General features: G+C 48.8%; 26 protein-coding genes. 6 read left to right on the forward strand and 20 right to left on the reverse strand.

Annotated features, from left to right (window positions below):
• Positions 1-9 precede the first annotated feature (9 nt).
• The 4 genes from H8S75_RS17760 to H8S75_RS17775 all read right to left on the reverse strand — a co-directional run bounded on the left by H8S75_RS17760 (position 10) and on the right by H8S75_RS17775 (position 3,719).
• A complete protein-coding gene (locus tag H8S75_RS17760; protein WP_002600861.1) occupies positions 10-831 on the reverse strand; it encodes a sugar phosphate isomerase family in 822 nt (273 codons plus the stop codon).
• Positions 832-974: 143 nt separating this feature from the next.
• A complete protein-coding gene (locus H8S75_RS17765; protein ID WP_002600862.1) occupies positions 975-2,063 on the reverse strand; it encodes an ABC transporter substrate-binding protein in 1,089 nt (362 codons plus the stop codon).
• 85 nt (positions 2,064-2,148) lie between these two features.
• Positions 2,149-2,940 (reverse strand): ABC transporter ATP-binding protein, encoded by a 792-nt coding sequence (locus H8S75_RS17770; RefSeq protein WP_002600863.1) that lies wholly within the window; start codon positions 2,938-2,940, stop codon positions 2,149-2,151.
• Positions 2,916-3,719 carry an ABC transporter permease gene (locus H8S75_RS17775; protein WP_002600864.1) on the reverse strand — a complete coding sequence of 268 codons (804 nt, stop codon included), beginning with the start codon at positions 3,717-3,719 and terminating at the stop codon, positions 2,916-2,918. The genes H8S75_RS17770 and H8S75_RS17775 overlap by 25 nt, the downstream gene beginning before the upstream one ends.
• A 241-nt stretch (positions 3,720-3,960) precedes the next feature.
• On the opposite strand from H8S75_RS17775, the gene H8S75_RS17780 reads away from it, so the two are divergent.
• Positions 3,961-5,007 carry a LacI family DNA-binding transcriptional regulator gene (locus tag H8S75_RS17780; RefSeq protein WP_187022787.1) on the forward strand — a complete coding sequence of 349 codons (1,047 nt, stop codon included), beginning with the start codon at positions 3,961-3,963 and terminating at the stop codon, positions 5,005-5,007.
• A gap of 28 nt (positions 5,008-5,035) precedes the next feature.
• Positions 5,036-5,917, forward strand: a complete 882-nt coding sequence (locus H8S75_RS17785) for an aldose 1-epimerase family protein (protein ID WP_187022788.1) — start codon at positions 5,036-5,038, stop codon at positions 5,915-5,917.
• Between the two features lie 168 nt (positions 5,918-6,085).
• Here the strand turns inward: H8S75_RS17785 and H8S75_RS17790 are convergent, their stop codons facing one another.
• The gene (locus H8S75_RS17790) at positions 6,086-6,706 is read right to left on the reverse strand and encodes a LytR/AlgR family response regulator transcription factor (protein ID WP_187022789.1); all 621 of its coding nucleotides are present in this window, start codon (positions 6,704-6,706) and stop codon (positions 6,086-6,088) included.
• A gap of 170 nt (positions 6,707-6,876) precedes the next feature.
• Here H8S75_RS17790 and H8S75_RS17795 point away from each other — a divergent pair, with 170 nt between their 5' ends.
• Positions 6,877-7,059, forward strand: coding sequence for a hypothetical protein (locus H8S75_RS17795; RefSeq protein WP_002600868.1), 183 nt, complete (start codon positions 6,877-6,879; stop codon positions 7,057-7,059).
• A 97-nt stretch (positions 7,060-7,156) separates the two neighbouring features.
• Here H8S75_RS17795 and H8S75_RS17800 read toward each other — a convergent pair whose 3' ends face one another.
• Complete coding sequence (locus tag H8S75_RS17800; protein ID WP_002600869.1) at positions 7,157-8,005, reverse strand: SDR family oxidoreductase; 849 nt, start codon at positions 8,003-8,005, stop codon at positions 7,157-7,159.
• Between the two features lie 65 nt (positions 8,006-8,070).
• A complete protein-coding gene (gene uxuA, locus H8S75_RS17805; protein ID WP_002600870.1) occupies positions 8,071-9,126 on the reverse strand; it encodes a mannonate dehydratase in 1,056 nt (351 codons plus the stop codon).
• A gap of 189 nt (positions 9,127-9,315) precedes the next feature.
• Between uxuA and H8S75_RS17810 the strand changes: the two genes are divergently transcribed.
• Positions 9,316-10,194, forward strand: coding sequence for a helix-turn-helix domain-containing protein (locus tag H8S75_RS17810; protein WP_187022790.1), 879 nt, complete (start codon positions 9,316-9,318; stop codon positions 10,192-10,194).
• 44 nt (positions 10,195-10,238) lie between these two features.
• On the opposite strand, the gene H8S75_RS17815 is transcribed toward H8S75_RS17810, so the two are convergent.
• From H8S75_RS17815 to H8S75_RS17825, 3 genes are read right to left on the reverse strand one after another with little or no spacing between them, the layout of a single operon-like run.
• On the reverse strand, positions 10,239-10,664 hold the full coding sequence (locus H8S75_RS17815) for a hypothetical protein (protein WP_187022791.1): 426 nt from the start codon (positions 10,662-10,664) through the stop codon (positions 10,239-10,241).
• Positions 10,661-10,996 (reverse strand): branched-chain amino acid transporter permease, encoded by a 336-nt coding sequence (locus tag H8S75_RS17820; RefSeq protein WP_187022792.1) that lies wholly within the window; start codon positions 10,994-10,996, stop codon positions 10,661-10,663. Before H8S75_RS17820 ends, H8S75_RS17815 begins: the two co-directional genes overlap by 4 nt.
• Positions 10,993-11,697: an AzlC family ABC transporter permease gene (locus tag H8S75_RS17825; RefSeq protein WP_187022793.1), complete on the reverse strand. Its 705-nt coding sequence runs from the start codon at positions 11,695-11,697 to the stop codon at positions 10,993-10,995. Before H8S75_RS17825 ends, H8S75_RS17820 begins: the two co-directional genes overlap by 4 nt.
• Before the next feature lie 90 nt (positions 11,698-11,787).
• Here H8S75_RS17825 and H8S75_RS17830 point away from each other — a divergent pair, with 90 nt between their 5' ends.
• A complete protein-coding gene (locus tag H8S75_RS17830) occupies positions 11,788-12,747 on the forward strand; it encodes a radical SAM protein (RefSeq protein ID WP_187022794.1) in 960 nt (319 codons plus the stop codon).
• 47 nt (positions 12,748-12,794) lie between these two features.
• Here H8S75_RS17830 and H8S75_RS17835 read toward each other — a convergent pair whose 3' ends face one another.
• The 7 genes from H8S75_RS17835 to H8S75_RS17865 all read right to left on the reverse strand — a co-directional run bounded on the left by H8S75_RS17835 (position 12,795) and on the right by H8S75_RS17865 (position 22,555).
• Positions 12,795-15,248 carry a hypothetical protein gene (locus tag H8S75_RS17835; RefSeq protein WP_187022795.1) on the reverse strand — a complete coding sequence of 818 codons (2,454 nt, stop codon included), beginning with the start codon at positions 15,246-15,248 and terminating at the stop codon, positions 12,795-12,797.
• A 90-nt stretch (positions 15,249-15,338) separates the two neighbouring features.
• On the reverse strand, positions 15,339-16,601 hold the full coding sequence (locus tag H8S75_RS17840; protein WP_187022796.1) for an ABC transporter substrate-binding protein: 1,263 nt from the start codon (positions 16,599-16,601) through the stop codon (positions 15,339-15,341).
• A 78-nt stretch (positions 16,602-16,679) separates the two neighbouring features.
• Positions 16,680-17,498 carry a carbohydrate ABC transporter permease gene (locus H8S75_RS32745; protein ID WP_002600878.1) on the reverse strand — a complete coding sequence of 273 codons (819 nt, stop codon included), beginning with the start codon at positions 17,496-17,498 and terminating at the stop codon, positions 16,680-16,682.
• A gap of 14 nt (positions 17,499-17,512) precedes the next feature.
• On the reverse strand, positions 17,513-18,424 hold the full coding sequence (locus H8S75_RS17850; RefSeq protein WP_055656236.1) for a carbohydrate ABC transporter permease: 912 nt from the start codon (positions 18,422-18,424) through the stop codon (positions 17,513-17,515).
• Complete coding sequence (bglB, locus tag H8S75_RS17855; protein WP_187022797.1) at positions 18,424-19,569, reverse strand: beta-galactosidase BglB; 1,146 nt, start codon at positions 19,567-19,569, stop codon at positions 18,424-18,426. The genes H8S75_RS17850 and bglB overlap by 1 nt, the downstream gene beginning before the upstream one ends.
• 167 nt (positions 19,570-19,736) lie before the next feature.
• Positions 19,737-21,377 carry a prenyltransferase/squalene oxidase repeat-containing protein gene (locus H8S75_RS17860; protein ID WP_187022798.1) on the reverse strand — a complete coding sequence of 547 codons (1,641 nt, stop codon included), beginning with the start codon at positions 21,375-21,377 and terminating at the stop codon, positions 19,737-19,739.
• The gene (locus H8S75_RS17865; RefSeq protein WP_187022799.1) at positions 21,374-22,555 is read right to left on the reverse strand and encodes an MFS transporter; all 1,182 of its coding nucleotides are present in this window, start codon (positions 22,553-22,555) and stop codon (positions 21,374-21,376) included. The genes H8S75_RS17860 and H8S75_RS17865 overlap by 4 nt, the downstream gene beginning before the upstream one ends.
• A gap of 211 nt (positions 22,556-22,766) precedes the next feature.
• Here H8S75_RS17865 and H8S75_RS17870 point away from each other — a divergent pair, with 211 nt between their 5' ends.
• On the forward strand, positions 22,767-23,723 hold the full coding sequence (locus H8S75_RS17870) for a helix-turn-helix domain-containing protein (protein WP_187022800.1): 957 nt from the start codon (positions 22,767-22,769) through the stop codon (positions 23,721-23,723).
• Between the two features lie 88 nt (positions 23,724-23,811).
• Here the strand turns inward: H8S75_RS17870 and H8S75_RS17875 are convergent, their stop codons facing one another.
• The 3 genes from H8S75_RS17875 to H8S75_RS17885 form a co-directional block, all read right to left on the reverse strand.
• Positions 23,812-24,141 (reverse strand): PIN domain-containing protein, encoded by a 330-nt coding sequence (locus tag H8S75_RS17875; RefSeq protein ID WP_187022801.1) that lies wholly within the window; start codon positions 24,139-24,141, stop codon positions 23,812-23,814.
• Entirely contained in the window at positions 24,138-24,440 is a 303-nt protein-coding gene (locus tag H8S75_RS17880) for a type II toxin-antitoxin system RelB/DinJ family antitoxin (RefSeq protein ID WP_187022802.1), read from the reverse strand. Before H8S75_RS17880 ends, H8S75_RS17875 begins: the two co-directional genes overlap by 4 nt.
• A 91-nt stretch (positions 24,441-24,531) precedes the next feature.
• On the reverse strand, positions 24,532-25,698 hold the full coding sequence (locus tag H8S75_RS17885; protein WP_187022803.1) for a sialidase family protein: 1,167 nt from the start codon (positions 25,696-25,698) through the stop codon (positions 24,532-24,534).
• Positions 25,699-25,712 lie beyond the last annotated feature (14 nt).

Below are 25,712 nucleotides of genomic sequence, written 5' to 3' on the forward strand. Positions count from 1 at the left end.
TTGTATCTCTCAGTCCGTCAGCGCCGCCACGTAATCCGTCAGTGTCAGCGTAATATCCGGATGGTTCTGCAATAAGCTCACCGGGAAATCGGTGGATGGTTCCCCGTAGGCCGTGCGGCGCACTACCGCTCTGTGCCAGTTGCGGAACACTCCCAGACGGATCTTTCTCGCGTGGGCGATCTCGTAGATTCCAATCGTCACACAGTAATGCGGCATATCCTCCAGCGCTCCGCCGAAATCGCCGATGGCGTTAGCCGTTCTCGTCTCCGGTGTGATGGTGAGAACCCGCGTCTTCTGCGCCAGAAATTCCTCCGGTGAAAGAGACGGATCTGCCTCATTAAACGCCACATGGCCATTGATGCCGATGCCGCCGAAGGCAATATCGACGCCGCCCAGCTTCTCGATCAGTTCCGGTATGTAGCCTACATTTTCAGGGTCCGGGAATACTCTCTGCTCTACCGGCATGATGAGTTCCGGCTTGATCTTCGTATAGACAGTCCGTTCCATGAAGCCATGGAAGCTTAAAGGGTGATCCACGGGAATCCATTTTTTATCGTCGTCCAGATACTCGTCCATGTTGATAAACCAGGTATCCTTGAGACTTAAATTCCTTTCATTGACCATGTCTACGAAATAGGGGTACTGGCCAACCGGGCCGACCGGGCAGATAAAAACCGTCTTCTTTCCCGCCTGATTGTTTGCCTCGATCTCTTCAAACATCTCCTTTGCCATTGCCTGGAAAACCGTGGCGTTATCCGGCATGCAGATCAGCGGGAGCCTGGGTTCCTTTAAAAGCTGCTCTTTGTTGTACTGGTAATATGCGTGACTCATCATTTTCCTCCTGTCTACTGTCGGAGGGATTGAAAATGCGTTCAGATATGCATTTCGCCATCCCGCCTTAGAAAAGAGAGTGCCTCTGAATTGGAAATAGAATTTCCGGGACACTCTCTTCACCTGTGTGTTACTGTTTACTCTTACTTGCCTGCTTCAATCATGTTATCCAGCATAACGTAATCGGCTACCGGAACTTCTTTCTCTACAGCGCCGGCCTTGATAAAGTTATCCTGCTGAATCTTGTAGTAATTCTCAACGGTGCCGTCTTTGGCGCCTTCTGCTACTTCTTTTCCTGTCAGCCAGTCTGCGTCGCCGCGCTGTGCGTAAACGCTGTCGTAATCGGTTGCTGTCTGCGTGGATACGTACTTGGCAACTTCATCGTAATGATCGTCTGCAGCATAGTCCATGGCTTTGAATAAAGCCCTTGTGAAGCGCAGGATCTTATCCTGGTTCGCGTCTGCATACTTTGGTGTTGCAATCCAGCTTGCAAGGGATACTGTCGTATCAGAGAAGGTTAAGTTGTCACAGATCTTTGTGGAATCTTTTACTTCCTCTAAAATCTTCAAGCTGTTTGGTGACCATGTGGCACATGCGTCAACACCGCCGGAAATCATAGCGGTTACGATACCGGATGCGTCCATATCTACGGCTGTGATGTCATCCATGGTCATGCCGGCCTTTGTCAGGCTGTTGACCAGAATGTCTTCACTGGAGGTACCAGAAGAATAAGCAACTTTCTTTCCCTTTAAATCTTCAACCTTTGTGAATCCGGGGCCGCCGATTAAAGCGTCGCCGTTGGAGATATGGGACAGAGCAAAGATCTTCGCCTGGCCGTTGACACAAAGCTTATGAGCGCCCTGTCCGATGTAGCCGACATCGATGCTGCCGGACTCCATAGCTGCGATGATGGTAGGACCGTCTGCGAATTCTACGAGATTAACGGTGATGCCTTCCTCGTCGAAAAAGCCCTTTTCTTTTGCCGTCATCACGGACCATAAGCTTCCGTAGTTAGGCATATATGCCACATTCATGGTGATCGGCTCTGCCTTGGCTTCTGTAGGAGCCTCTGTTGTCTCCTCAGCCTTTGCTTCTTCCTTTGTCGTCTCCGCCGCTGCGGCCGTTGTCGTCTCCGCAGGTGCCGCTGTTGTTGCCTCTGTCTTGGTGCTTCCGCAGCCTGCCAGTGATGCAGCTACCAGAGCCGCCATAATTAATGGTAATGCCTTCTTCATAATGTTTTCCTCCTTAAAATGATTTTTATAAAACATTGGTTTTTATATAACATTGGTTTTTATAAAACATTTCAATAAACACTCCTTATTTACGCACTTCCAGATATTCCTGATAAACCTCGCCCCAGATATACGTCTTTAAATCCAGGAATGGAAGCTCCATCTTCATCTCCTGCGTACGCGGATACGGAAGATTGATGTCCACAATCTTTTTGATGCGGCCCGGTCTCGCGCTCATAATAATGACCTTGGTGGCCAGAATAACGGCCTCCTCCACATCATGGGTGATAAAGAAACAGGTCTTCTTCTCTTCCTGCCACGTCTTTGTCAGCTCTGACTGAAGCTGGGTTCTCGTCTGCGCATCCAGCGCTCCGAAGGGCTCATCCATGAGAAGCACTTCCGGCTGCACCGCATAGGCTCTGGCGATCGCCACCCTCTGCTTCATACCGCCCGACAGTTCCTTCGGGTATGCGTCCACGAACTCCTCCAGCTCCACCATCTTGATGTACTTCATGGCGATTTCCCTGGCCTGTGCGTCGTTCATACCTTTTAATTTAAGGCCAAACATAACATTCTTTAATACGGTCAGCCATGGGAATAAGGCATACTGCTGGAAAACCACGCCTCGTTCCGTACCGGTGCCTTCCACCTTCTTGCCGTCTACGTAAACGGCGCCGGAGGTGGCCGGGAGAAGGCCTGCGATAATATTCAGCAGGGTAGACTTTCCGCAGCCGGAAGGGCCGACCACGCAGATAAATTCATTCTCCATAATATCCAGGTCAATGCCGTTTAACGCCACCATACGGCCCTTGCGGCCTTCATAGATCTTCTCCACATGATCGATCTTAACCTTTATATTTCTCTCGTTTCCTGCCATCCCGTGAACTTCCTTTCCAGATATTTGATGATCTTTTCACTCGTAATTCCGATGATACCGATGATAATGATGTAGAGAAGCATCGGCGGAACATCGAAGCTGTTGTTTAAAGAACGGATTCTCATACCGAGTCCTGCTACGGCGCCTGTCGATTCTGCGGCGATTAAGGTTGTCAGTGCAACGGATACGCCGAGACGGACTGCCGTGATGATAAATGGGGTGGTTGCCGGGAAAATAACCTTCACAAAAATATCTCTGTCTTTTGCTCCCAGAACCCGGGCGGCCTTGATCAGTGTCTCATCCACGTTGCGGACGCCCTGATAAATGGTAACGCACATAATTAAGAAAGTTGCAAGCCAGATAACGATAACCTGTGGCTTTCTGCCGACGCCTGCTGCGATAACAACAAGCGGTACGTAAGCCAGAGGCGGAATATTACGAATAAACTGAATCCACGGTTCTACTATGTAGCGCACCGGACGGTACCATGCCATCATAAACGCGATGGGCACTGCTGTGATAAAGCCAAGGACAAATCCCAGAATGACGGAAATCATACTGCTGGAGAAGTCGTTCCACAGAACCCCTCTCTCAATCATAGTTTTCAGTGATTTGACTACCTCCGGTAAAAATGGAAAACTTCTTGCGGTAGACGGATTGACCGAAAGCCAGAACCAAAGCACAATGGCAACCAAAAATGATATCAGCAGCCAACCCCAGTTCGGTATTGCGGCAACGATGTCCTTCTTCTTTTTGTTTTCAGAATTCCCAAAAGACATTTGTAAATCCCCTTTCTTTGTGATTTTCCCCAATACACATCTCTATTTTATGTGTATATTATAACACATTGTATAAATTTAGCACCTCTTATTTAGTCAAACGTTTGCGTAACCGTAAAGATAAAACTTCACGCAAACGTTTGACCATTCACCTATGGCATTTTGACCATTTTTCGTGTATACTTATGATAAACTGGCATGAATAATAAGGATGTTAAACTTAAGTAAAGGGGGCTGGTTTATGACACTGAAAGAAATCGCCAAAGAAGCCGGCGTATCCATCTCCACGGTTTCCCGGGTCATCAATAAAAACAGCACAAATGCGGCCAGCAAAGAGGTGCAGGACCGGATCTGGGAGATTGTGAGGCGCACTGGATATACTCCTAACAGCACGGCCCGCGATTTGAAGATGGGAGGCACCGATTCTCCCGAACCGCTCTCCCGCTCGATTGCCTGTCTCTTTGCCCGGACGGAGGATTCCAAATCGGACCTTTTCTTCTCCACGCTGGCACGCAGTATTGAACAGGAGGCATTTAAGCATAATTATGTGCTCAAGTACTCCTTTACCGCCATTGACATCCATCATCCCAACACCTTCCGTCTCATTACGGACAACCATGTGGACGGCGTTGTAGTGCTGGGACGGTGCGACAAACAGACGCTCAGCTTTTTAAAGAAGTATTTTAACTGCGTCGCCTATACCGGTTTGAATATTCTGGATGCAAAGTACGACCAGGTTATCAGCGACGGCTACCAGGCCTCGCTGACCGCTATGAACCACCTTATGAGCCTCGGCCACACGCGAATCGGATACATCGGTGAGACCAGGGATGAGGACCGTTACACCGGATACTGTACCGCGCTGAACACAGGCGGCATTCCCTTGAAGAAGGAATACGTAGCAGATGTCCCTCTGTCATCGGAAGGCGGCTACCGCGGCGCCAGACAGCTGACCTGCCGGGGTGTCGATGTATCCGCCCTCTTCTGCAGCAATGATGTGACGGCCATCGGAGCCATGAGAGCCATTCAGGAAACGGGATGCCGGATTCCGGAGGATGTCTCCATCATCAGCATCGATGATATCGATACGGCCCAGTATCTCTCCCCCATGCTGACCACCATTCACATGCCGGTGGAGGAGATGGGACAGATGACGGCGAAAATCCTGATTGACCGCATCGAGGGCGGCCACCGCCTTCCGATCCGCATGAATCTGCCGTACTACCTGGCCAGCCGCGAAAGCTGCGGTCAGTACCATCCTTCCAGAAGCCTGGCAAAGTCAAAATAATTAATATAGAAGAAAAGAGGTAAATTTTATGCTCGTAACGATCTTTGATTCCAACGGATCCGCTGTCATTGACAGCATCGGCGCCCAGTTAATCTCCTATAAGGACAGCACCGGTAAAGAATACATCTGGCAGAGAGACCCGAAATTCTGGAACCGCTGCTCCCCGCTGTTGTTTCCTATTGTAGGAAACTGCCGGAATAACCAAACTATTATTGAGGGGGAGACTTACCATATCGAAAAACACGGCTTCTGCCGCGATGTAGATTTCCAGGTCACCAGACAGTCCGATACCATGGTTACCTTTGAGATTCACGATACGGAAGAGACGAAAGCCATTTATCCATACTCCTTCCGCCTCTCCTTAACTTATGTCATTGAGAACGGCATGCTTTCCATGGAATACTGCGTAGCCAACACCGATGACAGGACCATCTACTACTGCCTCGGCGCTCATCCCGGATTTAACTGTCCGATGGAGGAAGGCGCTTCCTTCACCGATTACGAACTGGAATTCGAAGAGGAAGAGACCGCATCCAGCATGGTTTACGATCTGGAACATTTACAGTTTGACCCCTCCCACAGAGTTCCCCGTCTCGATCACAGCCGCAGGCTGCCGCTCACAAGGGAGCTGTTCAAGGATGACGCTGTATACTTTGACGACTTAAACTCAAGGAAAGTATCCATTATCAATAAGAATACGGGACACGGTATCGAGGTGGGATTCCTTGGCTTTGAAACAGTCGCATTCTGGACCCCTTACCCGGCAGAAGCCCCATTCCTGTGCGTGGAGCCATGGAACGGTTCCGGTATCTACGCAACGGAAGATGATGAATTCGTACATAAGAATCATGTACAGAAGCTGGAAACAGGGAAAAGCAAAACTTACGGTCTTACCATGAGGATTATCTGATTGGAATAAAAAAGCCGGAATAATTTGGAAGAAGCAGCCTTTTTTCACAGTGGCTTCTCCGAATTATTCCGGTTTTCTTATATGTCGTATCTCATCTGTCGTATCTCATCTGTCATGCATGATCTGTCATACCTGATCCGCTATACCTAATCCGCTATACCTGATCTGTCATACAACGCTGAAATTTTCCTGAGCAAACTGCCTGTACTTTTCCATAAACAGCTTTCTGCGGCTGCTGCTGATATACAGCTTCTCGCCGTTAGCCATACGAATCTCATCCCCTTCCATACTGCGTATCTGCAGCATATTAATCAGAGTGTACTGATTAATGCGTGCGAAATGGTAATTGGAAAGTCTCTGTTCCTCCACATCGAGTCTGGCCTTGACCCGTATCTTTTTCTTTCCCAGCACTACGCTGGTCTTTCTGTCGTAGGATTCCAAAAAACAGATATCCTCCATGTTGTAGACTATGGGCTGTCCATTAAATACTGCTGTATATTTAGCACGGGACAATTTCTTCCATTGATCCCTTCGTCCGCAAATATAAATAATTAAGCTTTCCTGCTCCTTCTTCTTTAACTGATTAAATACAGATTCCTTTGCTGTCCAGTCAGAATCCACATAGACAATGATGGCACTATAATTCTTTTCCTCCACGGCCCTGCATAGCTCCTCCGTGGATAAAAAATAATCTTCTTTAAACAGAACCCCTCTTTTTTTCCATTTTTTAAAGTATTCTCCTGCATTATCCAGCTGTGACGTATTGCCTGCGTACACTGCTATCCTCATGCACGCTACCTCCGTAATTTCCTGATATCATATAATTTTGAGATCTCATAGTATATAACGTATTTTTCTTCTGACTGTGACGTACAAAACAAGATATTCTGCAAGTTGCGCATAAATCCGACAAAACTCCCCAAACTAATAACAGTACAGCTTTGCGAAAGGAGATACCAATGGAAGACGATAAAAATGCAATCAGCCAGCCCGATGATTTTGATGTTGATATCCAGGCGTGTTCCACCATGGACTGCACCGGCCTCATCCCCGCCCTGCCTGAAACCGAGGCGGAGCAGGAAGCCTACGAGGACTTATACCCTTACATCACGCGCGCGAAGAATATCGCAGAAGACAAATAGGCTCTGTCATAAATATCCTGAATAACGAAAACCCCCGGAAGGCGTTGTGCGCCTTTTCGGGGGTTTTGATTCTTATATCCTGTATGAAAGGAATCTCCTATACGCCTGAATAAGCAGAGAAACCACCGTCAACCGGAATAACCACGCCTGTGATGAAGCCAGCTGCCTCATTGTTTAACAGGAACAGAAGTGTTCCGTTTAATTCTTCAGCCTCGCCGAAACGTCCCATTGGAGTCGCTGCCAGAATCTTAGCAGTTCTCGCAGTAGCTGTTCCGTCCTCGTTGAACAGAAGCTTTTCATTCTGCTTTGTCACAAAGAAGCCAGGCGCCATGGCATTTACACGGATGCCGGCCTTGGAGAAATGAACAGCCAGCCACTGTGTAAAGTTGCTCACAGCTGCCTTTGCGCCGCTGTAGGCCGGAATCTTCGTCAGTGGGGTGAAGGCGTTCATGGAGGAAACGTTTAAGATGTTGCAGCCTTCTCTGCCGATCATGTCTTTCGCGAAGATCTGTGTCGGAAGCAGGGTTCCCAGGAAGTTTAAGTTGAATACGAACTCCACGCCCTTCGGATCTAAGTCGAAGAAGGATATGGTATCCGCCTCGATATCGCCCATCTCAAAGTATTCCTTCGTGGTCTGCGCCTTCGGATTGTTGCCGCCTGCGCCGTTTACCAGAACGTCACACGGACCTAACTCAGCCAGCACCTTTGCGTGAACCTCTTCCAGGCTCTCACGCTCCAGAACGTTTGCCTTGTATGCCTTTGCGGTATGGCCAGCTGCCACGATGTCCTCTGCAACCCTGCCGGCCGCCTCTTCGTTCAAATCGAGAACCGCAACCTTTGCGCCCGCCTCAGCCAGCGTCTTTGCAAACATACCGCATAAAACTCCGCCTGCGCCTGTAACAACTGCAACTTTTCCTGTTAAATCCGTTCCAAATGATAATCCCATAAGTTATTTCCCTCTTTCTATTTTAATAATCACTGATTTACAAATCTTTGATTTTTGTCTCAATCCTACCGGCTCATTTTGTCGATGGCTTCCCAGAGTCCGTTTAAATAGGTGGCGCCCAGCGCTCTGTCGTAGAGGCCGTATCCTGCGCGCCCTGTCTCACCCCAGATCATGCGGCCGTGATCCGGACGCATATAACCGTCAAATCCATTGTCATAAAGCGCCTTTAAAATGGCAAACATATCAAGGGAACCGCAGCTGGATAAGTGCGCTCTCTCCTCGAAGCCCTGGTTGTTATCCAGAACTGCCACATTTCTCGCATGAACGAAATGGATTCTTCCCATGGCCGCATATTTAGCCGCCATCTTTACCACGTCGTTCTTATTGGAGCAGCCCAGGGAACCGGTACAGAGGGTGATGCCGTTGTGCTTATCGTCAACCAGCTTTAAGAAACGGTCCAGGTTCTCCTCGCAGGTGATGATTCTCGGAAGTCCAAAGATGCTCCAGCAGGGATCATCCTCGTGGATCGCCATATTTACGTCACACTCCGCAGCTACCGGAATGATGGCTTCCAGGAAGTATTTTAAGTTGTTCCATAAGTCGTCCTCCGACATGGCATTGTACTGGGATACCACTTTTTTTAATTCGTCTCTTGTGTAGCTGGAATCCCATCCGGGAAGTGTTAAATCGCTGTCGCTCTCAAGTGGGTTTACCTTGTCTACCTGATCCTGATAATAGACCAGTGATGTGGAACCGTCCTCCAGCACATGGTCCAGCTGAGTTCTTGTCCAGTCAAAGACAGGCATGAAATTATAACAGATGCATTTAATTCCCGCCCTGGCAACGCGGCGGATATTTTCACAGTAGTTCGCAATGTACTGGTCTCTCGTCGATTTGCCCAGCTTGATGTCCTCATGAACCGGAATGCTCTCGATCACCTCAAACGCAAGGCCCGCATCCTCGGTTTCTTTTTTAAGCTTTGCAATGCTTTCATTACTCCATACCTCGCCGACCGGAACGTCATATACGGCCGTTACGATGGAATGCATGCCCGGGATCTGGCGAATCTGCTCCAGTGTTACCTTGTCATCGTCTCCGTACCATCTGAATGATAATTTCATGATAAACCTCCTTGAATATTAGAAATTTGTCTGCAGCCCGTCATCTCGCTGCCTCATGTCCTTAGTATAACAAATTCTGTTTTGAATACCATGGATTTAGTTGCCGTTCACATTGCAAAAGTTGCGGTTCTCTACTATACTATAGCTAAGGAACAGGATGCTTCACACACTGTCTTTGGAGGTTTTCACATGAAAAAAGAATTATCTACCGGTTTTAATACCAGACAATACATGAATTCCGGGGAATTTGAGGTATTTTTTTACAATGACATCGATCTCGATCATGTGGTGGATCATACCCATCCCTATTATGAGATCTATTTTTTCCTGAACGGAGACGTGACCTATGAGGTGGACGGGAACCGGTACGAGCTGCAGTACGGCGACTATTTAATGATCCCGCCGGAGACGAGGCACCATCCCATCTTCCATTCCACCGGACAGGACTACCGAAGATTCGTGCTCTGGATCAGCCGCCCCTATTACAAGGCGCTGGTGGCCGGATCTGAGGATTTTGCCTACAGCTTCCGTCAGGTGGAGGAAAAAAAGCAGTACCATTTCCGTACGGACTTTATCATCTTTCAGGATCTCCAGGGACGACTTCTGGACATGATTGAGGAGATGAGGGGGAACAAACCGTTTCGTGAGACCTCCGCCCATTTAATGGTCTGTTCCTTCCTGCTCCATTTAAACCGGATTACCTACGACTCCCTGCACCAGGTTCCCGCTGTCTATGAAAATGTGCTCTATTTAAATGTCTGCGATTATATCAACAACCATTTAGATGAGGATCTGTCCCTTGACCACCTGGCGTCATTTTTCTATGCAAGCAAATACCATATTTCCCACGTGTTCAAGGACAACATGGGAATCTCTCTGCACCAGTACATCTTGAAGAAGCGTCTTCAGGCAAGCAAAAATGGAATCCTGTCAGGGATTCCATTTGGTGAGCTGTACCATCAGTACGGTTTTTCAGATTATACCAGTTTTTACCGTGCGTTTAAAAAGGAATTCGGCCTCTCGCCGAAGGAATTCAGGGAGCAGAAGTCCCTTCCGGAGGGTTATTGAGCGGTCGCCGGGAAGCCCGGCTACCGGCTCACTTTTTCCATTGGCTACCGGCTCTCTTTCTCCCACCTGTCTCCAGCCCGGACATAGATCACGCTGCTTCCATCCTTTTGTGTCAGAAGGACAGATTCCTCCTCCGCCCCCCAGCTGATGGAAGCCAGATCCCTGACCAGATACAGATCGGGACACTGGTAGATGGGCTCGCCGCTTTCCGCATCCCGGACTGTAAAGCCCGCGTAGACCTTTCCCAGCAGCATCTTCGTCTCTGAGGTCAGCAGAAGTCCGTTTTTCTCCTCTGCCGTCGTCTCAAATTCCGTCGCCTCGCTGCTGCGGTACGTGTGGTACTCATCATAGATATTCATGCCTATGATAATACCTGCCGCCACCAGGATCACCGCGACCGCCAGTATAACCGGAAGCCGCCTCTTATGAACGGCCCCGTACGTTTTCACAACCTTTGATTTTTTGTTCATCCGAACACTCCCTGTATAAGCACCATGTAGATCACGGTTCCCGCTCCGATGCTCAGAAGTGAATTGCCCTTCCAGACATGGAGAAGCACGATCGCCGCGACCGATATTATCTCCGGCAGCGCATGCGGCCAGGAAATAAAATTAACGTCTTTTAAACAGTATACCACCAAAAGCCCGATTGTAGCATAGGGAAGTGTTGTTCCCAGAAAACTGATATATTTAGGAGTCTTCTTTCCTGCCGGAAACAGAATAAAGGGAAGGAATCTTGTGAGCAGTGTGGCCGCCGCCATCACAGCTATAATCACGATTCCCTGTGCAGTTCCTCCGCTCATGCCTCCATCTCCTTTCCGTTCTTCTTATAATCCCATGTGATCGCAGCCAGAATCAGAATCATGGCCGGTATGATAAATGCGCTCTGGCCAAAGACCACCACGCAGAGCGCCGATGCCGCCACGCCGGTCAATGCGGCTTTATGGCCGTTGCCCGACTTCCACTGGTCTGTAAATATAACGACAAACAACGCAGTCAGCGCAAAATCCAGTCCTGTCGTATCAAATGTAATCAGACTCCCCAGCAGCACGCCGATGACGGTTCCCGCCACCCAGTAGCACTGGTCCAGGATGGAGATCCAGAAGCAGACCCAGTATCTCGGAATGCTCTTCGGCGGCTCCTCATGGCATACGATGGAAAATGTCTCATCCGTCAGTGCAAAGATCAGATACGGCTTTAATTTCCCCGCGTCACGGTACTTGTCCAGCATGGAAAGGCCATAAAAGAGATGTCTGGCATTCAGCATCAGGGACATTAAAAATGCGTAAATGGGATTTACCATCGCAGTCAAAAATGTAATTCCCAGATACTGCAGGCTCCCCGCGTAGACAAACACGCTGATGGCGAGGGCCCACCAGATACCGAAACCGTTGATGTTCATTAAAATTCCATAGGCGGTTCCCAGCACAAGATATCCCGCCATCACCGGCACCGTCCTGGGAAATGCGTACCTGAGTGCTCTTATTCTCTCTTGATTTTCCATGTGTTATCACCTGTTCACTTGCTTTTTTTATGTATATTGTTTACTATATTAATGTAGAAAAGTGATTTTGTCAAATACAGGAGGTTCACGATGGATTTGATTTCCCAATATGATTCCTGCACACTCTGTCCCAGGAGCTGTATGGCCGACCGCCGCACCGCTGGAGCAAAGGGCTTCTGCGGCTGCGGCGATACCGTCATGGCGGCCCGGGCGGCCCTTCACCAGTGGGAGGAGCCGTGGATCAGCGGAATCCACGGAAGCGGCACAGTATTTTTCACCGGATGTACCCTTCGCTGCTGCTTCTGCCAGAATTACCCCATCAGTCAGGAGGGACTGGGAAAGGAGATCACGGTCCGGCAGCTTGGCGATATCTTTCTTCGCCTTCAGGATGAAGGCGCTCACAATATCAATCTCGTCACCGCCACCCAGTATCTCCCCTCCGTCATCTCCGCCCTGGATCTCGTAAAGCCCAGGCTTTCCATCCCCGTGGTCTATAACTGCGGCGGCTATGAACGGACAGAGGTGGTAAAAGCCCTTAAGGGCTACGTGGACATCTGGCTGCCCGATTTGAAATACTACAGTTCCCGGCTGTCCGCCCGCTACAGCAAGGCGCCGGACTACTTTGAAAAGGCATCGGCCGCCATTCTGCAGATGATCCGGCAGACCGGGACGCCCGAATTCACTTCCTTTCAGGATCCGGAAAACCCCGATGCCCCCGCATGCACACTAATGAAAAAGGGCGTCATCATACGCCACATGGTGCTGCCCGGGGCGAAGGACGATTCCATGTTGCTGCTGCACTGGATGAAGGAGCACCTTCCGGATGGGAAATTCGATGTGAGCCTGATGAGCCAGTACACCCCATTTTATAAAAGCGGCAGTTTTCCGGAGATCAACCGCCGCATTACATCGTATGAGTACTATAAGGTAGTGGATACCGCCATTGAGCTGGGACTTGTCCATGGTTTTATGCAGGAAAAAAGCAGCGCAAAAGAAGAATATACGCCGCCTTTTAACCTGGAAGGACTCGATTCAGTCAGTGATGCGTGAGTGTGGAAGAGCCGAAAGGCTTTCCGCACCGCAGCCGCATCCCCCTACTACAGTTTCGTCCGCAGGAACCGGAATCCCTTTGCCGGTTCCACCGATACTGCCGTACCGTTCACCAGGAATTCTTCCGCATCTCTCACCCGGATTTCACCATACTGGCTGTCTGTAAACGCAGCGCTGCGATCCCCGTTCCATTCGATTTCCATCTCTTTTAAGCTCTTCCGGAATGCCTCGAAACTGCCAAACTCTTCCTTCGACCCGCATTTTACAATCACGGCATGGTTTAATCCCCGTGATACCAGTTCTTTCTCCGTGTTGGCTCCATAGGCCGTCATCTCGTACCCGTTGGAAAACCAGCTTCCCAGATATCCGTCACCGGATTTTGCAAAGAACCAGCTGCCGTCGCAGGCATACGCCTCATACTCATAGACCGGCGTGTAGGCATGGATGAAATGTACGAGTTCGTTCGGATCGATGGCAAACACCATGACCGTTAAATTCCGGTACCGCTCGATCCACGGCATGGTTCCATTGCCCGCCCAGTAGCTGGGACGGTTTTCCCCGCTGAAGACCCGCTCTCCCGGATGATTGACATAGAAGATAGCCGGACGTTCCTTTCCGAATACCACATTCATCAGATGCTGCTGATGGCCGTGACGGAATGGCTTAAACCGTCTGACTCCCGCCGTTAAGTACTCTCCGGTCCGGTAAGTGTTGATCTTCACCCCTGCGATTCCCTGGTCGGTTTCCATGGCCACCCCCTGTCCTGGCCGGGGACAGCATTCCATTTCGTAGTCCTCCGGTTCGTAATCGCTGATGGCGTATAAACAGGTGGCATTGCCGTAATAGGTACAGTAGCCTCTCCCCGTGGACACCCAGCTCACAAAATTCGGTTCGACCTGCAGCCGCGTCTTGATGGTCTCCTCGTAAATTCTTCCGTAGGTGGTATTCATCACGCCCTCAAAGGAGTTAAATCCGATGACCTGCATGGTAAAATCCAGCGCCCTTTTAGCCTTCTGCCGGATGTCCTCATCGGGAGCGTTCAAATACAGGCTGAAAAATCCGATCAGATCGATGGGAATATAGGTTGCCGAATTCCACTCCGCGTAACCGCAGGCAAAAAAGTTGTCGAACCATGCAAGCACCCGTTTCTTCCCGATTTCAGACTGCTCCGCTCCCGTTCTGCCGCTGACGGTAAATGTCTCTTTCCCGAAAATACAGCCCCAGAGATACTGGGAAACGTGGAACAGGAATGCGTGATTTTCGCTGAAATACCACATAACGTCATTTCCCGGTTCATCGATCCAGTACCGGAAATTCAGCACCATCGCCTTGATCCGCTCCGCCTTTTCCGGCGTCAGAAGATTCCGGTAGCGGGTCATTAAGAGGGTCAATGGAGCGAGGCTGAAGTCCGCGCAGTCGTCGTGGCGCTCGACTTTTTTGCAGGCCAGATCAAAGCCCTTCTCCGCATTGTCATTCCAGCCCTTTAACAGCTCCAGGGAGGTAATTACGGACTGGAAACCGATCTCGCCGTTCTTCACCAGGAATTCCAGGGCCTGCTGCTTCCTCTCCCCGATCGTCGCCGCCGGCTCCAGCACGATCCGGCTTTTCGGAATGATCCCGACGAATAAATTTCTCGGTACCACGTAGTTCCCCACCGTTAAACAGGCGGAGATTCTTGAGAGACGGATGCTGCTTTTCTCTGTCTCAGCAAATACCAGGTAATCCTCATCCTTTTTCAGCGTCATTTCCGAATGTTCTATATCGGAAAGCTGCATTCCGGTTCCGCAGGGACTTGAAGTTAAGTACACCCTGGTGTCGCCGTCCAAAAGTGTCCGGTCGTAGCAGAGACGGACCTCTCCCTCCGTATACATATCCTGCTGAAAATAGCAGCTCTTTAAGATTTCTTCCGCCTTTTTTATCTCCTCCGGCTGTTCGGTCACTTCCACACTGCCTTCCACCGGCGTCCCGCCCTTATACCGCAGTTCAAAATAGAAGAAGACATCACGTTCCGCCAGTTCATCCGCGTAAACCTTAATTTCATTAAGGCCTTTTTTCAGAAAAAGGTTCACCCGGGTGTGGCCTGCAATATTTCTGGTGTAAGGCGTATAGCAGGCCTGTTCCCCGCCGTTCACCCACACTCTGACTCCGCCGCAGGTATAGAGATCGAACGGGTAGCTTCCCTCCGCCGCCGCGCGCACGCACGCCTTCGCATGGACGTATATGTAATGGGGCGTGTGGAGAAACGTGGATAAGTCAATTCTGTTATTCTCAAACGGGAAATAAAGATTCTCGTACGGGCCGTCATACCGGGCCGCCTTTTGGATCCTTTCTTCCTTTAAAAATGCCTCTCTGACCGGATACACCACCTGAACATAGGATTCCTCCATGTTCACCTCGGCCTCAAAGGATTTCTTCGGGGAATGGAATGGTTCCTTCCCCATGGCTGTCACATTCCATCTGCTGATTGTCTCGTCATATCCGATCTGATACGTTAATTCCATGATTTTTTCTCCCTGAATGCAGCACTGGGATATGAAAGAAGCTTTCATATCCCATGTACCTGATGATAAGTATTCAAAATAAACTTTCGCTTACTCATGAACTCCTGTAAGGTTCTCCAGGAACTGAGTCACTACGTAATCCATGACGCCGTCCGCGTCAAGCTCGCCTGCGATCGCCCGGTCGAGTGCATCGCGCAGTGCGTTTCCTGTATTTTCACCGCTGTGCTCCTGCTCTGTGATGGACTGGTCATACTGAGGCTGTTTGATCGACTCTGCGATTTCCATATTGAAAATGTTGATTCCTTCGATCTCGTAGTCTACTTCTACGTCCTTCGTTCCCGGCAGATAATTGCCGGTCTGGCAGTAGAGGGAGTAATTCTCCGGCTGATAGAACCATTCCAGAAACTTCTTCGCCTGGTCCTCCATACCTGAGCCATCGAATGCATACAGCCAGTTGCCGCCCAGACAGGTTGCCTTCTCTTTCTCATACGGCATGAGAACAGGTGTCCACTCGAAATCCTTAATATTCTGTGTATAATCTGAGATAACCCAGTTGCCTGCCATATGGGCCGCTACCGTACCTGTCTTAAATACGTCCTGCGCATTCTCTGCACCGGTACCGATGGATGCCTTGGAAATGCCGCCCTCCTTAAACATATCGAGGAAGAATTCCACACCCTTTTTCGTATCTTCACTTCTGAAGGTGACCTTTGTCGAGTCGTCCGGATCGAAATACTTCATGCCGAACTGATAGAGCACGGTTCCGGAACGCTGCTGCGAGTGGTCAATCACGAAAGGAGTCGTAATCTTCTCATTCTTTTCCGCTACCTCTTTTACTGCCGCGGAGAACTCATCCCATGTCCAGCGTTCCTCTGATGTGGTCGGATAGGAAACTCCTGCCTCGTCAAAGGCCGTCTTATTGATAACCATACCTACTGCCGTATCATTTACATCTGTACCGTAAAGCTTGCCGTTCCTGACGCCGCTTCGGTTGAAGTTGTCCGGATCAAGGGAGGTGTCGTCCAGCGGAAGTACGTAATCGATATACGTATCGAAGTTTGACATCTTGCAGATCGCCGGCAGATTACCTGCCTTAGCACGGTTTTTGATCTGCGTCTCCATATCGGCATAAGCAATCTCATTGACAAATGCGCTCACGCCCTGGTCCTTGTGCTCCTCGTTGAACTTTTCTACGACAGTCTTCATCGCACCGCCTTCCAGCGTATCGTCGGCAAGCAGAATCTCCAGTTCCACATTTCCTTTTTTTGCGGACTCTTTGCCGGAGCACGCTGTCAGCATGGTCATTCCTGCCAGTGATAAACACACTGCGCCTGTCAGTAATCTTTTTTTCATGAATCATTTCCTCCTGATTTTCATTATATAATTTGTTGTTTTTCACATTGTTCCTTAATTTCTGCCGCCGTTTCCCGGTTATCCCTTTACACCGGACGACATGTTGGCGTTCATAATCTGTTTATTGAAGACGATAAATACGATCAGAATCGGAATCATGGAGAGAACCGCTGTAGAGAGCAGAACCGTCCAGTTGACCGCCTCCGCACCGGACAGCGTCCTGAGTGCAAGCTGAAGCGTATATTTCTTCGGATCACTGAGCGCGAGCAGCGGCCAGATATAGTCGTTCCATCTCCACTGGAAACTGAAGATTGCCAGAATCGCTATCTGCGGTTTACAAATCGGGAGCATGATTCTCACAAAGATGGATCCTTCATTGGCGCCATCGATCCGCGCCGATTCCATGAGCTCTGTCGGTACCGTGATAAAGAACTGCCTCATTAAGAATACGCCGGTCATGGTTCCTACGGTCGGTATGATGCAGCCCCAGAGGCTGTTGTAAAGGCCAAGGGTATTCAATACGGTAAAGCTTGGACTCATAATGACCTCGGTCGGCAGCATGGTCGTCGCAAGCAGACACATAAACAGGACATTCAGCCATTTGTACTTATATTTTGCCAGCGCGTAGCCACACATACAGCTCATTAAAACGGTGATAACCGTAGCAACCACTGTGATAAATGCGGTATTGCTGGTGTATCGGATTAAATCAAACTGCTGAAGAGCAGTCGTGTAATTCTCCAGTGTAAAATGCTCCGGCAGTATGGTCAGCGGATAATTAAATAATTCCGATCCATCCTTAAAGGAACTGATAATCAGCCATATGACCGGGAAAATCCAGAGAATGGCGAAACCGAATGCGAACACATATTTTAAAACTTTATTTGCAGTTTTCACTTTTCTCCACCTCCCTAATCATTGCTCTTGTCGCTGACCTTCGTCTGTACGAAAGAAAGGATCAGCAGGATTACAAACAGCACCATGGAAACGGCACTCGCGTATCCGACCTTGTTCTTGGTAAAGCCGGTTGTGTAGATATACTGGATCATGTATGTCGTGGCCGTACCCGGACCTCCGTTCGTAAGGGTCTGCACCATGGCGAACACTTTGAAGGAGGAAATCACGGAGAGAATGATGACCATGAAGGAAACCGGTTTTAAATGGGGCAGAATAATATGCTTGAATGACTGCCATTTGTTTGCCCCGTCTAAATTTGCCGCTTCCAGCAGCTCTCCCGGAACCTGTTTGAGCGCCCCGATGAAAATCAGCATATTCGTTCCGCATCCGGACCAGATGCCCGCAATGATCGTGGTAACGAAGGCGGCCGTCGGATTTGTCGCCCATTTGATTCCGTCCAGCCCGATACACTGAAGCAGGTAGTTGATGAGGCCGAAGCTCTCGCCGAATATCCATCTCCAGGTAAGACCGACCATGATGGTCGAAAGCAGGATCGGCCAGTAAATCAGGATTCTTAAGATCGTAATGCCTTTGATTTTCTCTGAGGAGAGTAAAAGTCCCAGCCCCAGCGCCACCGCGTAGCCCAGAGGCACGGAAACGATGGAATAAAGAATCGTCTGCCACAGGGTCTTATAGAATTCCGGATCACGAAACAGCTTGATGTAATTGCTCAGCCCGACGAAATCCATCTGCTTAAACCCATTGTAATTGGTTAATGAATACCAGACACCTACTATCGCAGGCGCTACGAAGAATACCAGAAAGAACAGGATATTGGGCAGACAGAAACCAAATGCCCAAAGCTGGCGCGTGTCCCTCTTCTTTCTTCTGGCAGGCGCAGCCCCCGCCGTGTTCGTATTTGCCATTATTTTACCTCCCTTGTCAGCTCTTTTCTCGCTTCAATCAGATACAGGATCGCCATCGCCTGCCCGTAAGGCATCGGACGGATCTCAATGTCCTTGTAAAACTGCTTCTCGTCCCTTCCCATCGGGGTTCCGTAGGATACCTGTCCTACCACGCCGTCCTCGCTGATGTAATCCATCACAGCTCCCAGCGGCTTCATTCCGCATTCTGCAAAGGATTCATCGATCAGTCCCATGTGGGCTGCCTTCAGCATACCGTATGCAAAGCCGGTCGTTGCGCTGGTCTCCAGATAAGAATCACTGTCGTCGATCAGCGTATGCCACATTCCATTGTCCGCCTGGTAGGTCTTTAAGGCTTCCACCTGGTTTAAGAGAGTCTCGGTCAGGAGCCTCCTGATCACCGGTTCGCAGTCGTCTCCCAGGATCGCGATCAGCTCCGGAATCGCGATCGTAACCCAGCTGTTGCCTCTTCCCCATAGCCCTCCGGCGAAATTATGCCTGCCGTTGAAGGTCCATCCATGAAACCACAGCCCTGTCTTCCGGTCCTCCAGATACTTTTTGTGGAGTTCAAACTGATACTGTGCCTCCTCGATGCACGCCCTGTCATTCATCAGTTTCCCCATTCTGGCAATAAAGAGAATGGTCATAAACAGAGTGTCGTCCCAAAGCTCCTGTTCATTCAGCGTATCGGAGGTGAGATGCTGGAATCCGCCTTCCTTCGTTCTCGGAAGCTCAGTCAAAACCTTTTTAAGCCATTCCCTGCAAGTCTCCCAGTAAGTCTCATTCTTTGTGTATTCATACAGATATGTAAGTGTCAGCATGGGTGCCGTGGTGTTGATGTTGCAGGATGGAAGGCCGTCGGCAATCCGCTCATCGTAATACCGTTTCAGCATGGCAAGCGCCTTTTCGTCCCGGTTTTCCTCGAACTGCTTCCAGAGCCCGAACAGCCCGACTCCCTGAGTCCATTCCCAGAAACGGTATTTCTGTACATCATCTCCTGCCAGGTTATCGGTTTTCATGTTCTGAAGGAAAATATCATCATCATCGTAAAGAACTTTTTCAAATCCATTGATGAGACATTCCAGTTTTTCTGTAATTTCCTCCAAAAGCATGTCTTTCTTTTCTTCCAGATTATTTTTCATCATCATCTCGCTGTCTCCTTAAACTATCTATATTATATAGCCAATCATTCTGGCAAGCTATGCAATTATTGTTAGAAATAGAGTAAAAGTATTGCATATCTTGCTCAAAACGGCTATTATGAATATTTCCGTTCGCCGCACAGCGGAGGATGCCAGCGGGCGGCAAACTGAAACTATTTTACACAAATTTTAAATACTTTTTCCAGTGGTGTATACTCATTGCAGTACACCGTAAATCCGGAGTCGTTGACCTCTTCCCCGGAATAATGCCCTTTGAACTCATGACTTCCAAATCCCGGCCCCATAACAAGCTCTCTGTCGCTGTCCTTCACCTGTAAACAGCCATCCCGCAGAATCATGCCGCTTCCGGCCTCTGCCTTCATATAAAAATGTTCATTTTCAACCGTTGTCCCTGCGGGTATGCAGATCTCCAACCGGAGAGGAAGCCCCTTTAATCCATCTGCCTTTAAATGAAGTTCCAGCCCCTCGGGAAGCTCCCGGATCTCCAGCCTCGTGTTCAGCCTTTCCGGAAGCAGCTTCTTCCTCTTCGTCTGGTCCATCTCCCACCAGTCGGAGGTGCTCTGAGGCTCGTCAAAGGGAAGATAGTACCAGGAGTCAAACGCCTCGCTCAGCACGCAGCCCTGCTCGTTGACTTCCATCGTCTTCGGGACGAAATTCCGCTTCTCGCAGCAGCTCTCGCCAATCTTCACACAAACAGCCGTACTTCCCGTCTTAAAAAACAGAAAGGAACTCTTTCCATTCAGAACCGTGTAGGTATACTCCTCTTTTTTCACCCGGAGAACGCCCGAGTGTTTGAAGTATTTCCGGTAGGATTCCGCAAATCCGTATTCCGTAAATTCATGCTTCATCATCTCATCGTGTGTCATAATCACCGGGAAGCAGTCCGGTGCAATATCGCCGCGTTCCATATTATCCTTTATGATCTTATGCGCCGCACCACCGAAGACTCCGTCATCCCCCAGACACGCCGCGTATAAGTACTGGTAAAAGTACTTGTCCGCATATTCGGCTCTCCCCTTATCCTGACGGGACGAGTTCTGTGTGAAAATGGTATCGTCCGGGTCGATATAGAGGAGCATCATCTTCAGATTTTTTCTTGCGTAGTCGTAATAAAGCTCCTCGCCGGTCTCCTGTCCAATGGCAAACATGGCGTTATTGACAACGGCATTGTAATTACCGGTGGAACGCTCGGCATATTCGCCGTCCTCATCCTCATCGACTCCCTCGGCCAGATACTGGGCCGCCCGTTTTTTAAGGCTGTCCGCGAACGCCGGGTCCTCAGCGAATAAGTTAGCTCCCTGCAAAAGCGCCGCGGTTATGCCCCATCTGTGATTCGGCGTGTGGAATCCGCCGTCACGGATCGCCTTTAACGCATCCTGCATGATAACCAGATATTTTTTCTTCAGAACCTCTGTCTTGTCCCCGCCGGTTCCGTATTTGTCTAACAGACGATACCCCAGGATCAGCCTCTTGAAGCAGAAGGAAGTATCGGCGGCTGACTGGAAGTTGCAGGTAGGATAATCAAAGGATCCATTTTCCCTCTGCATTTTCCGGACAAAGCCGCAGGCCAGATCAATCGCGTCAAACAGTGCTTCGTTCCGGTAAAATCTGCTGTCTTCCTTAAAATAGACAGACAGCGCCGTGGCCATATGGTAGATGGTCGTCTTCGCCTCCGCCACATCACCGTGCATCCCGCCATACTGGATACTCTCCGGATTTTTATCCTGGCTTCTTAAAAAGTGATCGGTTCTGATCTCGGCGCCCTTCATCAGGTGTTTTATATAACGTTTCATTCCACATTCCTCCAAATATATTTTTGCAGTGCCATGTAACAGATATTAAATCCGACCATACAGGCCGGCAGTATCATAAAGCTTAACCGGTATCCGATCGCCCCCGTGATCACCCCGAAGAACAGGTTGAACACAATATCCGCAACCGTCGCCACGCTGATAATCGCGCCTGTTCTGGTCGCCACTACCCCGGCCGGATAGATCTGCTGAATCAGCAGCACCATGGTCGGGTAGAGCACAGAAATCGCCAGGCCGGATATGCTTAGAAGCAGAATTCCATTTTCCCCGGTCAGGATGCCCGCACAGAACAGCAGTGTTCCCACCGTTCCAAAGATCCGGATACTTTTCACCGTTCCCATTTTCTGGACTACCGGCGCAAAGATCAGCCGCCCAGCCGTCATACCGCCCCAGAACAGGGATAGGTAAACCGAGGCTTTGCCGCTTGGAATCTGGAACGCCTGAATACAGTATGAGAAGAGCCAGTTCATGATTCCGTGCTCCCCGATGAAGTAAAAGCCTATCATGGTGCACAGGAGAATGAATACTGCCGGTTTGGGATTTGCCTGCGTAACGGGGGCTTCCGTTTTGCCTTTGGATTGCAGGTGTTCCGGCTGCTTCTCTCCCCTCAACGGAATTAAAATAAGGAGAAAGCCTGCGGCCGCTCCAATCAGCAGCAGAAGGAAGCTCACGCCCTTAAACCCGGGATAGCTGAGCCCATACCGTCCCAGCACAAACTGGCTGCCGCTGGTTCCTATTCCCTGAATAAAGAAGAAAATATTCACCATCAGCCCCGCATATCCGCTGAAAACCACCGGCGTTAAAATATTTACTGTGGTATTTAACAGTGTCGATGCTCCCAGCGCAAAAAACATGGAGATCAGAATGCAGATATAGCTGTCGGACACCACGTTTAAAAGCATGGACAGCGCCCAGATTGCCGTCACCGACAGTACCACCGTTTTCCGCCCGAACGTATCCAGAAGCTTTCCGCCCAGACTCAGAAACAACAGATTTCCCACATAGCTGATGGTAACAATCAGGGACAGCTGGGTATCGCTGAGCGCATACCGGTTCTGAAACACAGGGGCGAATATGCCTCTGAGCGAATCGCTGGAACCCAGCCCGAACATCAGAACCGCAAAACACAAAAATGGAACTGCTTTTTTCCACGTCTTCATTTATTTATCCATATCCTCCCGCTTTTTTATCTGTCTTATTCTCTATTTCATAGTAGAGTATATAGAAAATACAGGGCAATATCTATTCCCTTCTTGCTCTTTTTATTATTTTTATATTACGTATTTTGCTTTTTTTCCCGATTTATAGTAAAATAGAGTTAGTTTTGAATTGCGCGATTAAAATGCAGCACTAAAATAAAGGAGAAATTTTATGATGAAACCATACCCTGATTCCGTCTTAAACTACGAAAAGGGGTTTTCAATCATCATCAATGAGCTGAAAACCCCAGTGGAAAATTCCATCTGCTACTATTTTGATTACGATGCACGTTCCTACTCTGTGAACATGTCCTTCCCGCATATGCACATGTTTTACGAGATCATGATTCTATTAAGTCCAAAGGCGTATCATTTTATCGCAGGAAAACCTTATTCCATCATAAACAATGATATCGTCCTGCTGGCTCCGGCCATCCTGCATCAGACGGAGTACTTACCAGGTCCTCCCAGCGACCGCATCATCATTAATTTCATGGTTCCCAAGCATCTGCTGCTCCACCCGGAAGGATATGACAGGATTCTGTCTATCTTTGGTGATCCGGTCCCGATTTTCCGTTTTGACTTAGAGCGCCAGAAAACGCTGTTCCAGCTCATCAACCAGATTACGGAACTAAGCCGCACCGTAGAAGATCCCACCATCAGAAATATGATGATCAACAACAAATTCACAGAATTTTTGTTCACGCTCTACCAGATGCGGAACGAAAATCTCTATGAATACAATTCCGAAAGAAGCATCAAAGAGAAAATATATACCATCACCAACTACATACAGACGCACTATAACGAGGATCTCTCACTGGCATACCTGGCTGACAAATTTTTTATCAGCTCCTTCTACCTGTCCCACCAGTTCAAGCTGGTGACCGGCTTCACCGTCGTGCAGTACATCCAGCAGACCCGCGTCAAAAACGCCCAGTACCTGCTGCTAAACACCAGCTTAAAGATCACCGACATCGCGGAAAAGACCGGCTTCTCCAGCTTTTCCCAGTTCAACCGTGTCTTCCACCGATTCTGCAGCATGTCGCCGTCCGATTATAAGACCTTTTATAATGAAAATGCGATGCGGGTGAATGTGCCGATGATGTCTACGAAGAGTAATTTATAATCCATAAGTTTTCTAAAAAAAATGAAAAAGCACTTACCCAAAGCTTAGAAATAGCTTAAAGGGTAAATGCTTCTTCTTTTATACTGTGTTATCTTTTTTCGTGTAAAATAGCCAGCATCTGGTTTGCTGTCACAATATACGGTTTAACAGGAAAATGTTTTATATTCCCTGTAACAAGATAGGCATCTTCTTCCTGCTTTTCCAGTACCACTTCATAAAAAGGCAGATCCTTCCTGTCCGGTAATATCTCCCCGCTGGATGCCGGTTCAATACAGATTCCATATTTGTCAATGGTATCCAGCAGTACAGAAATCAAATCTTCTGAAAAAAGGAATTTCTTTCTATGCAGTACCTCACGATATTCTGCCAGAATCGCAGAAACCAGCACATTCGTATCAATCACCGCATAGCAAATCATTCATGATCCTCCCCGCTTCTTGCCTGGTTAATTTCAGTATTGATTTCCTCTAAAGATAAGTCCTGTATTCCATTGACTTTTGCCTCTTCTCTAAGCGCCATAAAAGCCTTCATCCCGTCGTTCCTTGTAATATCCTGTTTCGGAGATACAATTTCAAACGGAATCTTGCGTTCACGCACTACCGCACGTGCAAATACATTAAAAGCCGTAGTTGCATTCATACCAAAATCCGCGCATAAAGAGTCAAACTGCCTTTTCAATTCTTCGTCCATACGAACACTAAACGTAGCCTGTGCCATCTTTTGCACCTCCTTTTCTACCTTCATTATATACGTTTAGGTTCTAAAAGTCAATTATAAGAACTTATCAGGTTCGTTTTCTTACATTTCATTACCTCTGGCAGGGCATTCCGGGATCGCCTTCTGCACCCGGAAGCATTTTCTCTCCCCGGATCCACGTTTCATCCACGCACACATATTTGACACATCTGCGGTTTCCAAAGCTGTAGGCCGCATGAATTTTTCCGTCTTTTGACTGCATCATAACGGGATACTCATATCGGCGGTTATTGATATCATTAAATTCACCGACGAATCCCTCTCCCAACTCAATGATACGTTTATAGGGCCATGTCTTTCCGCCGTCATCTGAGATGGCAAAGGTAACCGGACAACGCTGATTCGGCCAGACCGTCTTCGCTGTATCATTGTTGAATTTAACCGGATTGTAAATAAGAGCCAGACTGCCGCTCTGTAATTTTATTGAAGAAATGGAAGAATTGTTATTGGGCAGGCAGGTTGGCACCGGACTCGTCCATGTATCCCCATAGTCTTCACTGTATGCAATATAGATGTGATCCGCAAAACGGCTTCTGAATAAAGCTGTCAATTTCCCCGGAGCCACTTCCATCAGATTGGCATGTACACGGCCCGCACTGTCTGGAATCTCAGTCTCCCTCCATGTCTTTCCCTCATCATCTGAAATCTGCACCACAGTGATATCACTGCCGTTTCTCGACTCATCCGGAAAGCAGATCCAGTTTCCAAACACCCATCTTCCATTAGATAAAATCTGTATTTTCTGACGGCAGAAGGAACCCGGCCGGGAAAACATGGTCTCCGTAGGCCCCCAGGTATAGCCGTTGTCCTTAGATATTTTTCTCCGTATTTCGGCCGTATACTGCAGATTAAAATTCGGATTGTCATCGGGTGTCCGGGAAGTCTGTGCCGTATACATCAACCAGATTTCTCCGCCAGGTGTTAAAAAAAGAGAAGGATTCTGCTCTGACCGGGACGGATCATCCGAAACGATCTCTCCCACACTCCATCTGCTTGTCTCTGCCCTTAACCGGGATACAGCAATGCTGATGTCCGCATTTCCTTCATCACTCCCTGCAAACCAGCAGGCCAGCAAATCACCGTCAGGCAATTCCAGAAGATCTGCCGCATGCACACTGTCAAACTGGTTGGGAATCAGTGCCTCTATCGTATCCAGCAGATTATTGTGATACAGTCTGCCATCCTCTTCTAAACAGTTCAGTTCCACATATTCTCTCATAATTCAATCCTCAC

The sequence above is a fragment of the Hungatella hominis genome, assembly GCF_014288005.1.
Classification (GTDB): domain Bacteria; phylum Bacillota; class Clostridia; order Lachnospirales; family Lachnospiraceae; genus Hungatella; species Hungatella effluvii.

Excerpts from the sequence above, each read along its gene's own strand:
- H8S75_RS17815 (WP_187022791.1), bottom strand. The coding sequence starts at position 10,664 with ATGAACAAAAAATCAAAGGTTGTGAAAACGTACGGGGCCGTTCATAAG.
- bglB (WP_187022797.1), bottom strand. The coding sequence starts at position 19,569 with ATGATGATGAAAAATAATCTGGAAGAAAAGAAAGACATGCTTTTGGAG.
- H8S75_RS17765 (WP_002600862.1), bottom strand. The coding sequence starts at position 2,063 with ATGAAGAAGGCATTACCATTAATTATGGCGGCTCTGGTAGCTGCATCA.
- uxuA (WP_002600870.1), bottom strand. The coding sequence starts at position 9,126 with ATGAAATTATCATTCAGATGGTACGGAGACGATGACAAGGTAACACTG.
- H8S75_RS17875 (WP_187022801.1), bottom strand. The coding sequence starts at position 24,141 with ATGATTTGCTATGCGGTGATTGATACGAATGTGCTGGTTTCTGCGATT.
- H8S75_RS17865 (WP_187022799.1), bottom strand. The coding sequence starts at position 22,555 with ATGAAGACGTGGAAAAAAGCAGTTCCATTTTTGTGTTTTGCGGTTCTG.
- H8S75_RS17770 (WP_002600863.1), bottom strand. The coding sequence starts at position 2,940 with ATGGCAGGAAACGAGAGAAATATAAAGGTTAAGATCGATCATGTGGAG.
- H8S75_RS17775 (WP_002600864.1), bottom strand. The coding sequence starts at position 3,719 with ATGTCTTTTGGGAATTCTGAAAACAAAAAGAAGAAGGACATCGTTGCC.
- H8S75_RS17790 (WP_187022789.1), bottom strand. The coding sequence starts at position 6,706 with ATGAGGATAGCAGTGTACGCAGGCAATACGTCACAGCTGGATAATGCA.
- H8S75_RS17850 (WP_055656236.1), bottom strand. The coding sequence starts at position 18,424 with ATGGCAAATACGAACACGGCGGGGGCTGCGCCTGCCAGAAGAAAGAAG.
- H8S75_RS17810 (WP_187022790.1), top strand. The coding sequence starts at position 9,316 with ATGAAAAAAGAATTATCTACCGGTTTTAATACCAGACAATACATGAAT.
- H8S75_RS17880 (WP_187022802.1), bottom strand. The coding sequence starts at position 24,440 with ATGGCACAGGCTACGTTTAGTGTTCGTATGGACGAAGAATTGAAAAGG.
- H8S75_RS17825 (WP_187022793.1), bottom strand. The coding sequence starts at position 11,697 with ATGGAAAATCAAGAGAGAATAAGAGCACTCAGGTACGCATTTCCCAGG.
- H8S75_RS17830 (WP_187022794.1), top strand. The coding sequence starts at position 11,788 with ATGGATTTGATTTCCCAATATGATTCCTGCACACTCTGTCCCAGGAGC.
- H8S75_RS17885 (WP_187022803.1), bottom strand. The coding sequence starts at position 25,698 with ATGAGAGAATATGTGGAACTGAACTGTTTAGAAGAGGATGGCAGACTG.
- H8S75_RS17860 (WP_187022798.1), bottom strand. The coding sequence starts at position 21,377 with ATGAAACGTTATATAAAACACCTGATGAAGGGCGCCGAGATCAGAACC.
- H8S75_RS17835 (WP_187022795.1), bottom strand. The coding sequence starts at position 15,248 with ATGGAATTAACGTATCAGATCGGATATGACGAGACAATCAGCAGATGG.
- H8S75_RS17820 (WP_187022792.1), bottom strand. The coding sequence starts at position 10,996 with ATGAGCGGAGGAACTGCACAGGGAATCGTGATTATAGCTGTGATGGCG.
- H8S75_RS17800 (WP_002600869.1), bottom strand. The coding sequence starts at position 8,005 with ATGGGATTATCATTTGGAACGGATTTAACAGGAAAAGTTGCAGTTGTT.
- H8S75_RS17870 (WP_187022800.1), top strand. The coding sequence starts at position 22,767 with ATGATGAAACCATACCCTGATTCCGTCTTAAACTACGAAAAGGGGTTT.
- H8S75_RS17840 (WP_187022796.1), bottom strand. The coding sequence starts at position 16,601 with ATGAAAAAAAGATTACTGACAGGCGCAGTGTGTTTATCACTGGCAGGA.
- H8S75_RS17785 (WP_187022788.1), top strand. The coding sequence starts at position 5,036 with ATGCTCGTAACGATCTTTGATTCCAACGGATCCGCTGTCATTGACAGC.
- H8S75_RS17780 (WP_187022787.1), top strand. The coding sequence starts at position 3,961 with ATGACACTGAAAGAAATCGCCAAAGAAGCCGGCGTATCCATCTCCACG.
- H8S75_RS17760 (WP_002600861.1), bottom strand. The coding sequence starts at position 831 with ATGAGTCACGCATATTACCAGTACAACAAAGAGCAGCTTTTAAAGGAA.
- H8S75_RS17795 (WP_002600868.1), top strand. The coding sequence starts at position 6,877 with ATGGAAGACGATAAAAATGCAATCAGCCAGCCCGATGATTTTGATGTT.